This window comes from Halogeometricum borinquense DSM 11551 (assembly GCF_000172995.2).
Lineage (GTDB): Archaea > Halobacteriota > Halobacteria > Halobacteriales > Haloferacaceae > Halogeometricum > Halogeometricum borinquense.
On the sequence record NC_014729.1, the window covers coordinates 1,920,702 to 1,934,572 of the forward strand.

Sequence of the window (13,871 nt, forward strand, 5' to 3'; positions counted from 1 at the left end):
CCAGTATGTACGAACGCATCCTCCTCCCAGTGGACGGTAGCACCGGTGCGAACGAAGTGCTGTATCACGCGGGCGAGATAGCGCAGTGGACCGGCGGGAGCGTCCAACTGCTGTTCGTCGCAGATACGGCCCGCGACAGCGTTACGGTCGTCGAAAACGACGTGGTTGACGCACTCGAACAGGAAGGCAGCGAGATAGTCGATGAGGCCGGAGAAGTGCTCGATTCGTTGGGCGTGGAGTACTCGACGGACGTAGTGCAGGGCGATCCGGTGCCGACGATTGTCGAGTACGCAGACCGGTACGACTACGACGTGGTTGTCATGCCGACGCGGGGTCGGCAAGGGCTGTCGCGCCAGTTACTCGGAAGCGTCACTGAGAAAGTCGTCCGTCTCTGCGAGCAACCGGTCCTCACTGCCCGTACCGGGACCGACAGAGCGCTGGCGTTCCCCTACGAGCGCATTGTTGTCCCGACAGACGGCAGTCCGGCGGCGACGCACGCCGCAGAACACGCAATCGACGTGGCGGCCGCGCTCGATGCGACAATTCACGTTCTCTCCGCCGTAGACGACTCGCTCCTCGGCTTCGATGTCCGCTCTGCAGTCTCGGAGGCCGAAGGTGAGAAAGCGGCAAACGAGGCAGTAGAGAACGTTGCTTCGTCGGCGGAATCGCGCGATGTGGATGTGGTCCGTCACGTCGAGCGCGGGTCGCCGCACGAGATGATTCTCGACTGCGTGGCGGAAAACGAGGCGGACGCAGTCGTGATGGGGACGACGGGCAAACGAGCGGTAGACCGGATCCTTCTCGGGAGCGTCGCCGAGAAGACCATTCGAACCTCGCCGGTTCCGGTCGTCAGTGTCCGTAACGTCTGACGCCCCACTGCCAATTACAGCGTGACCGCAAGATAGAGCGCGGCGGCGACGGCGAAGATACCGACGCCGAACAAGCCGTAGTTGGCGAGTTTGTTGTCCGCGCGCCACGCCGAAATCGTGTACTCGTAGCCCGAGAGCGGCCACAGGAAGTTCACACCCGCAGGGGTGAGAGCGTCGCCGAGGAGGTGCGCGAACACGGTGAGAAAGCCGACGAGAAACCCGAAGACAACGACGCTCCCGTCTGCGATGGCGGCGAGTCCGATGTCATCGACGCCCGCCAACACCAATCCCTGCCCGACGAGAGCGAAGACGCCGCCGACGAGGCCGGCAAACGCCAGCGAGTGCGTCGGACCGCGATGCGGGATTCCGGGAATCCGATGGTCTACGTCCGGCAGCATCGCCAACCAGAGCATCACCACACCGACGACGAACGCGAGGTCCGGGCGACCGAGGTGGATGAGGGCGAAGCCGACGGGCGCAAAGACGATGAGCGAAACGCCGTAGTGGCCCTGACGGAACATATCTTCGTCTCCCAGCGGAACGCCGAAAAACCGATTGGTCCGAATCGACGGCGGGGCGGGAAACCGTTATCTTCCGACACGACCTGTCTTGTTCATGTTCGCCCCACTCACCGACGCGTTGGCGGGTCTCTCAGCTATCGAGGCCACCGTCGGTCTCCTCCTTGTCTCTCTTCTCGCCGCCGTCGCGTTGGAGTTCGTTGTTCTCCGTGCGGCGCGACGATACGTCGTTCACACCGATAGCACGTACGACGATATCGTTTTCTCGGAGTTGCGCCTCCCCTTGGTTGTTACCGCGGCGCTCACGGGTGTGTTGCTGCTCACCCAGGTCCCTGCGGTCAGGGATTCGACGGTGTTCTCCGCCCAACTGCTGCGGAACTTTTTCGGTCGTCCCTCGCTCTCGCTTATCGTCCTCGTCTGGGCGTACGCGGCTAACCGTGTCGTGAACCGGTTGGTTGAGGAAGTGAACGACCGAGGCGGGCGGTTCGACTTCGCGCCCGTCTTCTCGAACGTCTGGACGCTCGTCGTCCTTCTCGGCGGTGCAGCCACTCTGCTTTGGCTGTGGGAAATCGAGATAACGCCACTGCTCGGGGCGGCGGGCGTTGCGGGGATTGCGGTCGGGTTCGCCGCCAAAGACACCGTCGCCAACTTCTTCGGCGGTATTGCACTGTACTTCGACGACACGTACAAACTGGGCGACTGCATCGTCCTCGACGACGGCACCTCCGGATCGGTCGTGAAGGTCGGTATCCGCTCGACGACGCTACTCACCCGCGACGAACTGATGGTAACCGTGCCGAACTCCGTCCTCAATGCGGCGAAGATTACGAACGAGTCCGCGCCCCAGCGACGACGGCGTATCCGGGTTCCTCTCGGCGTCGCCTACGGAACGGATGTAGATGACTTCGAAGCACTCGCTATCGAGGTCGCCGAAGCGGAGTCGTTGGTCCTCGATTCACCGAAACCGCGCATGCGATTCCGCCGGTTCGGTAGCTCCGCACTGGAGTACGAACTGCTCTGCTGGGTTGCTGCACCGACGCGTCGCCGCCGCGCCCAACACGAACTGAACCGCGCGCTCTATATGGCAGTGACCGACGCCGAGATAGAGATTCCGTATCCGAAACGCGACGTAACGTTCTCGACGGCCGCATCCGAACCGGATGCTGGTAGCGTTGTCTCAGTGCGAGACGACGGGCACGTTAGAGCGGACGAGACTACTCGGGTGGAAGCAGAGAGACCGGGCGACACCGACTGAGGCCGTCACCACGCGGTGACAGAGCGGACGTGACCCGAAGGGGTAACTCGCGGGCGTTCCAATCGGGCGTATGGCCGCACTGCTCCAGACGGTCGTTGCCGAGTTCATTGACGGATTCGTTCGAGCGTACGGACCGTTCTCGATCCCGGTGCTGTTGTTCGCCGTCGGTGCAGTCGGCTACATTGTCCTCGTCGTACTCGGCCGCGCGGGTGTTGAAGCGCGTCACTCCAGGGGAGAGCAGATGCGACCAGGTACGGCATCGGAAACAGCCGACGACGACGAGCGGCGCTAACTCAGTGCCACGGGGCCGAATCGGGATCGATGACGCGCCGACTTCCGCCTCGTTCTCGTACATCTTCGCGGTGTCGATTGCCGGCAGTTCGAGGTCCGTCATGACCTCGGAGACGGCAGGACCCGTCAACGCTGTGCGAAATCAGAGCGGGCGTCCGCGTTACTCCTCGACGACGATTGTCCCTTCCATGCCTGCGGCCTCGTGCGGGATGCAGTAGTAGGGGTGTTCGCCGGCCGTCTCGAACGTGTGAACGTACGCGGTTCCTTCCGTCAGGGCGCCTTTACCGTTGTCCCATCCCTCTTGTGTTGCCTTTTCGGAGTCAAACCCGCCGGAGGCCCAGTACGTGGCTCCGTCGGGCAGTTTCTCCTCGCGCGCGACGACGTTGTGTGCGTCGCCCGCAGCCCACTCGAAGGCGACCGTGTCGCCGACGGAGACGGTGAGTTCGCTCGGCTTGAACGCGGCCGCTTTCGCTTTCACGACGTGGTCGGCGTCGGCCTCGTCTGCCGGAACGATGTTCGGTCCGCCCGTGTACTCAGTCTCGCCGCTCTCGGTCTCCGCTTCACCGGACCCGCTGGATCCGGCGGGAGCGTTCTCGATAGCACCGGCGACGGCGAACTGGGCGGTCGTCGTCGCGTCGGCGTACGCGTTCAGCGCAACCGTGACCTCGGAACCGGATTCGAGCGCGTTCTTCAAGTCTCTGATTTTGGCCTCGAACGTCTCGTAAGCGCCTTTGTCAGCCTCTTCGAGCAGTTCGTGGACCGTTGCGCCCTCGAAGTATTGGAAGGCCGCCTGCACGATGCCCGCGGCAACGCCGGAGAGTTCACCGGACCCGCTCGCAACGACGGCGTAGATCGCATCGACCGCTTTCGTTTCGTACGCCGTCGCGGCAGCGAACACGTCGCCGCCGTCGTTCGCCGCCGAGCGAACGGCCGACAGTTCGGACTCGAACGACTCGTACAGGTCGTGGTCGGCGTGTTCAAGCGACTCGTGGAACCCGCCAGTGTCCTTCTCGAAGGCGGTGAACGCCGACTTGATGACGGACGCGGCGCGGTCGGATTGGCCGAGTGTAGCAAGCGCCGCGGCGTCGAAGGCGCGGGCGGCCATGAACGCGCTCTCGGCGGGGGCCGAGTACGCGGTTCCGATCATCGACTCGAACTCAACGAGCGTCGAAAGGACGCCCTCGTGGTGCTTGGTTACGGCCTCGTCGTCGCCGTTCTTGTAGGCCGTGATGAGCGCCGAGAGGTGTTCCTCCTCGAAGCGGTGGTAGATATCCTCGCTCGTCTCTTCGACCGTCTCGTGGAAGCCCGCTTCGTTCACCTCGAAGCGCTCGAACAGATGTTGGGCGATTTCGGCTGCGACATCGTTCTCGCCGCGCTGGTAGCGTTCGTTCGCGTCGGCGAAGCGAGCGCGGAAGAACGCGGATTCGAGGACGGCGCTCGCCTCGCCGCCGACGAGCGCTTCGATGCCCGCCAGAAGCGCCGCATCGATCGACTCGACGGCGGACGCTCTCGCCTCGGCGTCGCCGTTTTTGATGGCTTTCCGGAGGTCCGAGAGACCACCCTCGAAGGACTCGTAGGCGTCGTGGTCGGCTTCTTCGAGTGCCTCGTGCGCGCGAGCACCCTCGAAGTCGGCGAACACGTCCTTTGCCATCTTCTCCGCCGCGTCGGACTCACCACGAGCGGCCAACCAGTCGACGTCGTAGACGCGAGCGCGGTAGCGCGTCAGGGAAGCGGCGTGGGCGTACTCGGTTCCGGGGCCGCTCAAATTGGCGACCGCGGCGGCGTCGAAGCCGACCGACTGAAGCGCAGCGAGTTCGGCCACACCGGCCACTTTCTCCGGCGCGAGTTCGTATCCCGCCGAAAGAGCGGCACCGAAGGCCTTCTCGGCCTGCGTCTTCGCGGCTTCGGCGTCGTCCTTTTCGGCGGCGGAGACGGCCGACTTCAGGCCCCCCTCGAACGCTTCGTACAGTTCGCTGCTTGCTTCCTCGACCGCATCGTGAACGGACGCGTTCTCGAAGTCTTCGAGGACGGACTCGCCAACTGTCGCCGCCGCTTCGGTCGAGTCTGCGGCGGCGAGCATCGCCACGTCGCGGGTGCGGACGCCGTACAGCGCAATCGAGAGTGCGTCGATGACTGGACCATCGACGCGCCCGCGCTGTGCTGCGAGGAGGTTCTGGTCGGCCTGCGATGCCATGCTCCGGGCTTCGTCAATGGACCCCTCGGAGAGCGCAGACCGGAGACCGCCGAGGTGTTCCTCGAACGACTCGTAGTTCGACTCGTTCGTCGCTTCGAGTTGTTCGTGTGCCCCCCACTCCCCGGACGCACCCTCGAAACGTTTGAACGTCTGCTGTGCGACTCCGGCACCGGCGGTCGTCTTCCCGGCAACGCCGAGTGCGAGCGCGTCGTACAGTCGGGCGCGGTACGCGTTCCACTCCGCCGCGACGGCAACGGCGGCATCGACGGACACCGACGTTTCGGTCTCGGCCGATTCGGTTTCGGCGTCTGTTCCCGTGCCAGCGGTCTCTGCTTCCGTCTCGGCAGATCCATCGGATTGCGTATTACAGCCAGCGAAGGTGGCGGTCGCCGCTGCGAGCGCACTAGCTTTGAGTAAATCTCGTCGAGTTCGTCGCATGCTTTAGGCTTACCTAAACAATACAAAAACACTTCGAAGTTTAGGCACACCTAATTGAAACGTTCGGGTACTTAATCTCCTTTCGTTCCGCGGTCGCTGACGAATCTGTCGTACGCAGACGCGAAGTCTTCGTCCGACTCGGCCGCATCTTCCCACTCGTTCAGGCCGCGTTCTTCTCGGGTTCCCTCTATCGTGTTGTCGAGAATGAACGCGAACAGACCGCCGACGGCCATGCCCGTCGAACCGATGACGTAGACGGTGTGAGAGACGACTTGCGTTCCAAGGACGGGACCGAGGAAGGCGACGCTCTGCATCCCGTCTTGAAGCGCTTTCGCGGACCCGACGTTACCCATGTACGTGGGGACGGCGAGTCCGACGAACAGGGTGACGCCGACGATGAAGATGTTCCGCGAGGAGTCTAAATCGACGTACTTCAGATTCGAGAGACCGACGGCGACGATCTGCCCGAACATGGCGATGTAGAGACCGCCGACGATGGGGTCGGGGATGGTGGCGACGAGTTGGCCGAAGTAACCGACGAAACCGACGACCAACATGACGGCCGCACCGACTTGGACGACGTACCGCGAGGCGACGCCCGTCAGCCCGATTGCGCCGATGTTCTCGGAGTAGGAAGTCGAACCCGAACCACCCATGAGTCCCGAGAAGATGTTCATGACACCTTCCATGCCGATGCCGTGGTTGATACGCTTCTCCGAGGGCGCGCCGATACCGGACAGTCGCGCGACGGCGTGGTAGTCTCCGAGACTTTCGATCATCGACGCGCAGACGCCCGCGAGCATGCCGATGATGAACGACGAACTGAACTGCGGGATCCCGAACGCCATATCGCCGACGAGTGGAAGACCGACGGTGAACGTGTTCGGACCGCCTGCAAAGCCCCACTGGAGGGGATAAATCGGCATGAAGGCGGGGGCGGCGAGAACCGATTCGAGGTCAACGTAGCCGGGCGCTCCGGGAGCGTAGACTCCCGTTATCGAGAGAGCGGCCGCAACGAGGTAGGCGGCGACGATTCCGAGAAGGACGGGGAACAGTTGGAACACGCGGTGGGCGGTGTCGATGTACTGCGAGAAGATGACGATGAGGACGAGAGTCAACGCGAGGAGTGAGATGTTACCGTCTGCGGCAGTGACCTGTGGCGTGTTGAACAGCGAGAGACCGATGAGCGCAATAGTCGGAGCGATGACAACCGGGGAGAGGAACGAGCGGAGTTTGCCGAGAAGACCGAAGTAGCCGACGGCGACTTCGATCACCGCGGCGGCGACGATTGCCCCCTGTAACTGGAGGAGCGCCGCCTGCCACTCCGGCCCGGCCGGGTTGGACGCGGTGACGACGCCGACGACGGCAAGCGCAGGTGCGAGCATCGAGAACGGTGCGCCTTGGACGATGGGATAGCGATTCCCGAACGTCGTCTGCGCCAACGTGGCGATGCCGGAAACGACGAAGAACGTCCCGACAAATCGCGGAACGATACTGTCGGGCATGCCGAGTGCGCCCGCGAGGATGAGCGGGACGGCGATATTCGCGCCGACCATCGTGAGATAATGTTGTACGCCGAGAAGAAGAGAGGTTCCGAGCGGTGGTTCGTCTTCGATACCGTACTCCACGAAGGAATCGTCGGACTGACTCATGAGATATCGCCGTCCATGTTCGTCGTTCGGGTCCGTTCCGACGCACAAATATCCCTCGTTGTCGCCCAGTTAGAGTTAGTAAATCGACACCTTTCTCGGACGCGTTCGCGGAAATGGACGCGGTACCCCTGCGACTCGTGACGGCAGCGACATCACTGCCGCAGCGGCCGTTCGCGAACGGCAGGCATCACGCGGTATCTAGCGATTCACGGGCGTGGTGGCGTCTAACGACCCACGGATGTGGTGACACCGAATTTATCGGTGTCTCCGTGTTCGCCGGTGCAGTCGAGCGAAGTGACTGAGGCCGTTCCCGTTCTCTCCGCTCAGTTCTCAGCGACGGCGTTAACCGGCGAGATCCAGATGACGAGTTCGCCATCGCGCTTGATGACGCCCTCGATGGAGTCGTCTTTCTCTAACGGGGGTTCCTCGATTTCGTCCATCGAGACGCGGACGACTTGGTACACTTCGTCTACGAGCCACCCGATAGCGGCGTCGTCTTCGAACTTGTTCGAATCGAAGATGACGATACGCTTGGACTCGCCGTCGGCGGCATCGACGTTCAACAACGCCTTCGGGTTAACGATGGACGTGGTTCGACCGCGCAGGTCCATCACGCCATCGACGTAGTCGGGGGCGTTCGGGACGGCAGTCAACGAACCTTTGTCCACGATTTCGGAGACGTATTCGATATCGACGCAGTACGTCTCGTCCCCGAGTTTGAACTCCAGTACTTGTATCTCTCGAACGGACTCCTCGTCGGACTCGTCCGTGTTGGGTACGGCAGCAGTTTGTGGTTCCTGCGACATGGTGTATCTCCCGTGACGCACGAGCGTCACCGGCTTATCAGAATTCTCGCGTCAAATCGTGCATAAAGGTACGTACCCGATTATCAGCCGTGATTCTCGCCGGGGAGCGTTTAAGACCCCTACTCAGGAAGAATAGTCATAGATGAGCGGTCAGAAAGCAGTCAGAACGGTACTGTCCGGACGCCGGCCGTTCGCCGGACTGCGGTACCGTTCTTCGCACGCCGGGCGCGTGCGGCGAACAATTCGAGAGGGATGTCTTCGGGGCGGGTCACAGTGAGCACCGCATCGGGGTCGAACACGGCAGACGGCACCACGCGTGCTGTCATCGTTGACGACTCACGATTCATGCGGACACTCATTCGCACCCTCCTCGAAGACGGGGGTATCGACGTAGTCGCAGAGGCGTCTGACGGGGCTGCAGCTGTCGAAACTGTCACAGAACACGCTCCGGACGTCGTGACGATGGACATCGAGATGCCCGAGATGAACGGCATCGAGGCGGTCGAAGCCATCATGGAGGACTGTCCGACGCCGGTGTTGATGCTCTCTGCACACGCCGAAGACGACGCCGACGTGACGTTCGAGGCGCTCGATAAGGGTGCCGTCGATTTCGTCACGAAACCGGGTGGGGAAGTAACCTCCTCGATGCCGAGCGTCAAGCGCGAACTCGTCGAGAAGGTCCAGTCCGCTGCCGCAGTGGACCTCTCGGCGACCGAGCGAACCAAGGGTAACGTCACTACTGCGCCCTCGCGCGACAGTCAGACGGAGACAGCGACGACGCAAACCGACCGGAGCCGCGAGCGTGAACAGACAACCTCGCCGGTGTCTCCGGAATCACGACTCAAGCGGTCGTTCCCCGACGTATCGACGCTCGTCATCGGCGCGTCCACGGGCGGCCCGAACGTCGTCGAAGAAGTTCTCGGCGAGTTACCAGCGGACGCGAACCTCCGCATTCTCGTCGTCCAACACATGCCGGAAGGGTTCACTCGTCGGTTTGCCGACCGCCTCGACACGCGGTCGGCGTACAACGTCCAGGAGGCGACCGACGGTGAGAAAATCGGCGCTGGCGAGGCGCGCGTCGCGCCCGGCGGGTCACATCTCGTTGTTGACCGAGATCGCAGAGGCCAACTCACGCTGAAACTGACGGATACCAAACCGGTTCACGGCGTCAAGCCGGCTATCGATCTCACGATGGCATCGGCCGTCGAGACCGTCGATGGGCCGTTGGCTGGCGCTCTCCTCACCGGGATGGGACGCGACGGCGTGGACGGCATGGGCCGAATCCACGAGGCGGGCGGACACACGGTCGCACAGGACGAAGCAACGTCAGCGATTTTCGGGATGCCGATGCGGGCAATCGAAACGGGGTGCATCGAGGTCGTTGCCCCCGCGGAGAAAGTCGCATCGAGTATTCTGGACGGACTAACGGAGGACTGAACCATGGACGAGGAACTATACCAAGCATTCATTACCGAATCCGAAGAGAGCATCACCCAACTGAACAATTCACTGCTCGAACTGGAGGCGAACCCCGACGATACGGAGGCCATCGACGACATCTTCCGGCAGGCCCACACGCTGAAGGGCAACTTCGGTGCGATGGGCTTCGACAACGCCGCGACGGTCGCACACGCCGTCGAAGACCTGCTGGACGAGATCCGCCACGAGCGACTGGAGGTGACGCCCGACCGAATGGACCTCATCTTCGACGGGATGGACGAGATTCTGGACATTCTCCACGACATCGAAGAACACGGCGAGTCCAAGAGCGACCCGTCGGATCTCGTCGAGGAGATTCGCGCTGCCGCCGAAGGAGAGGGGGACGCAGCGGGAAACGAGGAGCCGGCGACGACTGAGGACACGTCTTCGCAGGGAGACGACGCCCTCGCCGTCGCCGCAGAGACGGTAGACCCCGACAGCGACGAACTGGCCGACACGGAACTCCTCTACCACGCCGCTATCGAACTTGACGCGGGAGAGATGAAGGGCGTGGACGCGGGCCTGTTCCTTGGCGGTCTCCCGGACGACCTCGACGTAGTGGGGTCGTCACCGGACATCGACAGCATCGAAGATGGCGAGTTCGAGGACGGATTCACCCTGTTCATCGCCGGCACGCCCGAGTCGGAACTCGGCCCGCTTCTGGCCGACCAGTGGAAAGTCGAACACGCCGAACTCACCGACGTTTCCGCCATCCTCGCTGACGATTTCGACCCTGACACGGTAGCCGAGACCGCCGACGGGACGGGCACCGAACCCGCAGACGAACCCGAAGCGGCCGAACCTGCTGTTGCGTCGGACTCCGCGTCGGATCCCGAATCCACTGACGAAGACGCAGCCGACACCGACGAGAGTGAGGACGGCGCGGTCGAACCCTCGGAGGCTGAAGCGGCCGTCGCCGCCGTCGAATCCGCTTACTCCGACTCCGAATCAGCGGACGGAAACGAGACGGACGCTGACGGCGTGGACGACTCGTCCGCCGACGAGACGACAGCCGGCACCTCCGACGGCGCATCCGCTGGAGCCGATTCGTCGGCCGCCGCAAGCGAGGAGACGGCCAACGGAGACACCGCCGAGGCGAGCGATACAGACGACTCCGACGATACCGACGACGGAGACGACGCTAGCGACGACGGTGGCAGTGACGACAGCGGGAGCGACGGTGACAAAAAGGAGTCGAAGAAGTCGGACAAAAAGGAGAAAGACCGGTCCATCTCCGCGGTCAAGTCCGTTCGCGTTGACGTCGGCCAACTCGACGAACTCCACGAACTCGTCGAGCAACTGGTTACCAGCCGTATCAAACTCCGGCAGGCGATGGAGGGAGAGGCCGACATGACGAGCGGACTCGATACGCTGGACGAGTTGGACAAGATCTCGACGAACCTCCAGAACACGGTGATGGACATGCGTCTCATCCCGTTGAAGAAGGTGTTCGACAAGTTCCCGCGCATGGTCCGCGACATCGCGCGCGAACAGGACAAGCGCGTCCGTTTCAAGGTCGAAGGCGAGGATATCGAACTCGACCGGACCATCCTCGACGAGATATCCGACCCGCTGATGCACGTTCTACGGAACGCCGTAGACCACGGCATCGAGCTGCCCGACGAACGTGAGGCAAACGGGAAGTCCCGAACCGGGACCGTCGAACTCGCCGCACGGCGCGAACACGACACGGTGGTTATCACGGTCTCCGACGACGGCAGTGGTATCAACGCGGACGCTCTCCGCGACAAAGTCGTCTCCGAGGGACTGGCAACGCGCGACGAACTGAACGAACTGCCGGATGAGGAGGTGTACGAGTACGTCTTCCACCCCGGTCTCTCGACCAACGACGAGATTACGGACGTGAGCGGCCGCGGTGTCGGCATGGACGTGGTGAAAACCACTGTCGAAGCGCTCGATGGCTCCGTAGGCGTGTCGAGTACCCCCGGCGAGGGGTCGGTGTTTACGATCCGACTTCCCGTCTCCGTCGCCATCATCAAGGTGCTGTTCGTCCGCGTCGGCGAACGCGAGTTCGGCGTTCCCATCAAGTACATCGACGAGATTTCCCGTCGGCAAGCGGTCCAGACGGTCAACGGTGCGGAGGTCGTTGTCCACGAGGACGACATCTTCCCGCTCATTCGTCTCCGCGACGCTCTCGACGTGGACATCGACGAACGCGACAGCGGGATGATCGTACGCATCCGCCCGGCCGACAGACAGGTCGCACTCCACTGCGATCACGTCACCCGACAGGAGGAAGTCGTTGTCACGCCGCTGCAAGGGCCGCTCAGCGGGACCAACGGGCTGTCCGGTACGGCGGTCATCGGTGACGGGAACGTTATCCCTATCCTCGATGTGAGTACGCTGGAACTCCCTGAGGGCGGAAAACAGGCGATGCGCGAGTGGACGCCGCCATCGAATGAGGACTCGGGTGAAGTCGAGGAGGCGGCGGACTGATGGCGCGAACTGACTCGTCGTCGGATCCGACGTTCCGAGAACTGCTCGACTACGTGGAATCGTCGTTATCGTTTGCGACGAGTTCGTACAACGACGCGTACCTTGACCGGCGAATCTCTGCACGGATGCGACGACGCGGCGTCGAGAGCTACGACGAATATCAGTCGCTGCTCGACGGCGACGAAGAAGAACAGACGGCGTTGTTGAACGCGCTCAGCGTTAACGTCACCAGCTTCTTCCGCAACCCCGAGGTATGGGACGCCCTCAGAGAAGTTATCGCTGACATCGCTTCCGACGGGCGCGTCAACATCTGGAGCGCGGCCTGTTCGGACGGCCGCGAGGCATACTCGATGGCGATGCTGGCACACGACGACGACCGAATCGACCCGAACAAGGTGAAGATACTGGGAACGGACATCAAGCCTGAGATCATCCGCGCCGCACGCGCGGGCGAGTATCACGCCTCGGAGACGAACGACATTGAAGAGCAACTCGAACCGCTCTCTCAGAACAATCGGTACGTCGAACGCGATGGCGACATCTACCGCGTGACCGACGAGGTTAAATCCCTCGTGTCGTTTCGAAAGCATGACCTCGTTCAAGAACGTCCGCCGGACACGTTCGACCTCGTGGTGTGTCGAAACCTGTTTATTTACATCAACAGTGAAGCTAAACAGGCAATATTCGATACGCTCGGATCGGCACTCACGCCGGACGGCTATCTCACTATCGGGATGACGGAGACGATTCCGCCGTCGTGCCGCGACCGGTTCGATCCGGTCGAGAAACGACTTAGAATCTACCGGAACGCGGCAAACTCGAATCCGTGAAATAACACGATGAAAGCTGGCGAGAAAAAGGTCGCAGACACGAACGGACGGTTCCTCCAAGTCAAGCGTGGAGGGCGGAATCTAAACGATGCAAATTGGGCGAACGGGCGCATCCTCCTTTCGAACCAGCGTCTCGTCCTCGCTGGTACTGGCGGTAAGCGGACCTTTCCACTCTCGTCGATAGAGCAACTCGGTGGCCGGTTCGACGTGAACCAGCGCATCGCAACTGTTTCCGACTACCTCGCACTCCACTACAACGACGGCGAAGACGTGGTTCTCGTCGCGCCCGCGGATTTCGAGGAGTTCGAACTCGAACTGTACGGAGCGTTGCTCAACTCGACGCGGTTTCTCGTCCGTCACCCGGCAGTCGAGGGTGGCGTCGTTCAGAACACCGAGTGGGAGGGCGCGCGACTGAAAGTCGAAGAGGACGCAGTCAGCATTGCGACGGTCAACGGATCGTTCGTCAACGTCCAGTTGGACGACATCGGTGACATCGAGATGGGTCGGCGGACTGTCCGCGACGAATCTCGAGAAGTCATCGAAGTCGAGCACTCCGACGACGAGGGGACGAGTCTCCAGACGTACGTCTCCGGCCCAGAGCGTCCCGTGAACATCCTCAAGTCGTTGTTCCAAATCGGCGAAGAGCAGTCCGAGACAGCACTCGAACTGTCACAACAGGACAAACAGGTGTTGATGGCGCTATACTCCGGTGTCTCTCCGTTCGATATCCCCGCGTTCCTCGGCATCGACGTAGACGAAGTCGAAGAGCTGTTCGTCCGACTCATCGACCACAACGTCCTTGATGAGGTACGCATCCGCCACGAAGTCGAACTCAACGCCCGTGGCCGGTCTATCGCTGCTGACGCTATCGACGATCAAGGCGCGAACATGTGACGACGGGTCGGCGCGAACGCGTCTGACCGACCCTGACGATTGCTTCTCCGAGAAACCGAGTGACAACGCTCCGTCGTCCGAGTTTGAGACGCGCCAGCCTGACGGAAAGAGACGTACGTGCTTGCGACTCTCCGCGATAGCGAACGGCCAGAACAGAGACGAGAACAGTTAGAACAGCCGGGAGCAGG

At 62.2% G+C, this 13,871-nt stretch carries 11 protein-coding genes; 7 read left to right on the forward strand and 4 right to left on the reverse strand.

Features of this window, described 5'->3' with window-relative positions:
* The first annotated feature begins 5 nt into the window (after positions 1-5).
* Positions 6-869 (forward strand): universal stress protein, encoded by an 864-nt coding sequence (locus HBOR_RS09685; RefSeq protein WP_006056970.1) that lies wholly within the window; start codon positions 6-8, stop codon positions 867-869.
* Between the two features lie 14 nt (positions 870-883).
* Here the strand turns inward: HBOR_RS09685 and HBOR_RS09690 are convergent, their stop codons facing one another.
* On the reverse strand, positions 884-1,390 hold the full coding sequence (locus HBOR_RS09690; RefSeq protein ID WP_006056969.1) for a metal-dependent hydrolase: 507 nt from the start codon (positions 1,388-1,390) through the stop codon (positions 884-886).
* Between the two features lie 94 nt (positions 1,391-1,484).
* Between HBOR_RS09690 and HBOR_RS09695 the strand changes: the two genes are divergently transcribed.
* Both HBOR_RS09695 and HBOR_RS19270 read left to right on the forward strand, forming a co-directional pair.
* A complete protein-coding gene (locus HBOR_RS09695) occupies positions 1,485-2,642 on the forward strand; it encodes a mechanosensitive ion channel family protein (RefSeq protein WP_006056968.1) in 1,158 nt (385 codons plus the stop codon).
* A 70-nt stretch (positions 2,643-2,712) separates the two neighbouring features.
* Positions 2,713-2,934 (forward strand): hypothetical protein, encoded by a 222-nt coding sequence (locus tag HBOR_RS19270; protein ID WP_006056967.1) that lies wholly within the window; start codon positions 2,713-2,715, stop codon positions 2,932-2,934.
* A gap of 159 nt (positions 2,935-3,093) precedes the next feature.
* On the opposite strand, the gene HBOR_RS09705 is transcribed toward HBOR_RS19270, so the two are convergent.
* The 3 genes from HBOR_RS09705 to HBOR_RS09715 form a co-directional block, all read right to left on the reverse strand.
* Entirely contained in the window at positions 3,094-5,565 is a 2,472-nt protein-coding gene (locus HBOR_RS09705; protein WP_006056966.1) for a DUF5059 domain-containing protein, read from the reverse strand.
* 71 nt (positions 5,566-5,636) lie between these two features.
* On the reverse strand, positions 5,637-7,217 hold the full coding sequence (locus HBOR_RS09710; RefSeq protein WP_006056965.1) for a uracil-xanthine permease family protein: 1,581 nt from the start codon (positions 7,215-7,217) through the stop codon (positions 5,637-5,639).
* Positions 7,218-7,540: 323 nt separating this feature from the next.
* Entirely contained in the window at positions 7,541-8,023 is a 483-nt protein-coding gene (locus tag HBOR_RS09715) for a chemotaxis protein CheW (RefSeq protein ID WP_006056964.1), read from the reverse strand.
* Between the two features lie 252 nt (positions 8,024-8,275).
* On the opposite strand from HBOR_RS09715, the gene cheB reads away from it, so the two are divergent.
* The 4 genes from cheB to HBOR_RS09735 are packed head-to-tail and all read left to right on the forward strand — an operon-like array spanning position 8,276 to position 13,683.
* The gene (cheB, locus tag HBOR_RS09720) at positions 8,276-9,460 is read left to right on the forward strand and encodes a chemotaxis-specific protein-glutamate methyltransferase CheB (RefSeq protein ID WP_049890469.1); all 1,185 of its coding nucleotides are present in this window, start codon (positions 8,276-8,278) and stop codon (positions 9,458-9,460) included.
* Positions 9,461-9,463: 3 nt separating this feature from the next.
* Positions 9,464-11,959, forward strand: coding sequence for a chemotaxis protein CheA (locus HBOR_RS09725; protein ID WP_006056961.1), 2,496 nt, complete (start codon positions 9,464-9,466; stop codon positions 11,957-11,959).
* The gene (locus HBOR_RS09730; protein WP_006056960.1) at positions 11,959-12,789 is read left to right on the forward strand and encodes a CheR family methyltransferase; all 831 of its coding nucleotides are present in this window, start codon (positions 11,959-11,961) and stop codon (positions 12,787-12,789) included. Before HBOR_RS09725 ends, HBOR_RS09730 begins: the two co-directional genes overlap by 1 nt.
* A gap of 9 nt (positions 12,790-12,798) precedes the next feature.
* Positions 12,799-13,683, forward strand: a complete 885-nt coding sequence (locus HBOR_RS09735; RefSeq protein WP_006056959.1) for a CheF family chemotaxis protein — start codon at positions 12,799-12,801, stop codon at positions 13,681-13,683.
* The last annotated feature ends 188 nt before the right edge of the window (positions 13,684-13,871 follow it).

Coding starts and splice junctions, on each gene's coding strand:
- HBOR_RS09685 (WP_006056970.1), top strand. CDS start 6: ATGTACGAACGCATCCTCCTCCCAGTGGACGGTAGCACCGGTGCGAAC.
- HBOR_RS09690 (WP_006056969.1), bottom strand. CDS start 1,390: ATGTTCCGTCAGGGCCACTACGGCGTTTCGCTCATCGTCTTTGCGCCC.
- HBOR_RS09695 (WP_006056968.1), top strand. CDS start 1,485: ATGTTCGCCCCACTCACCGACGCGTTGGCGGGTCTCTCAGCTATCGAG.
- HBOR_RS19270 (WP_006056967.1), top strand. CDS start 2,713: ATGGCCGCACTGCTCCAGACGGTCGTTGCCGAGTTCATTGACGGATTC.
- HBOR_RS09705 (WP_006056966.1), bottom strand. CDS start 5,565: ATGCGACGAACTCGACGAGATTTACTCAAAGCTAGTGCGCTCGCAGCG.
- HBOR_RS09710 (WP_006056965.1), bottom strand. CDS start 7,217: ATGAGTCAGTCCGACGATTCCTTCGTGGAGTACGGTATCGAAGACGAA.
- HBOR_RS09715 (WP_006056964.1), bottom strand. CDS start 8,023: ATGTCGCAGGAACCACAAACTGCTGCCGTACCCAACACGGACGAGTCC.
- cheB (WP_049890469.1), top strand. CDS start 8,276: ATGTCTTCGGGGCGGGTCACAGTGAGCACCGCATCGGGGTCGAACACG.
- HBOR_RS09725 (WP_006056961.1), top strand. CDS start 9,464: ATGGACGAGGAACTATACCAAGCATTCATTACCGAATCCGAAGAGAGC.
- HBOR_RS09730 (WP_006056960.1), top strand. CDS start 11,959: ATGGCGCGAACTGACTCGTCGTCGGATCCGACGTTCCGAGAACTGCTC.
- HBOR_RS09735 (WP_006056959.1), top strand. CDS start 12,799: ATGAAAGCTGGCGAGAAAAAGGTCGCAGACACGAACGGACGGTTCCTC.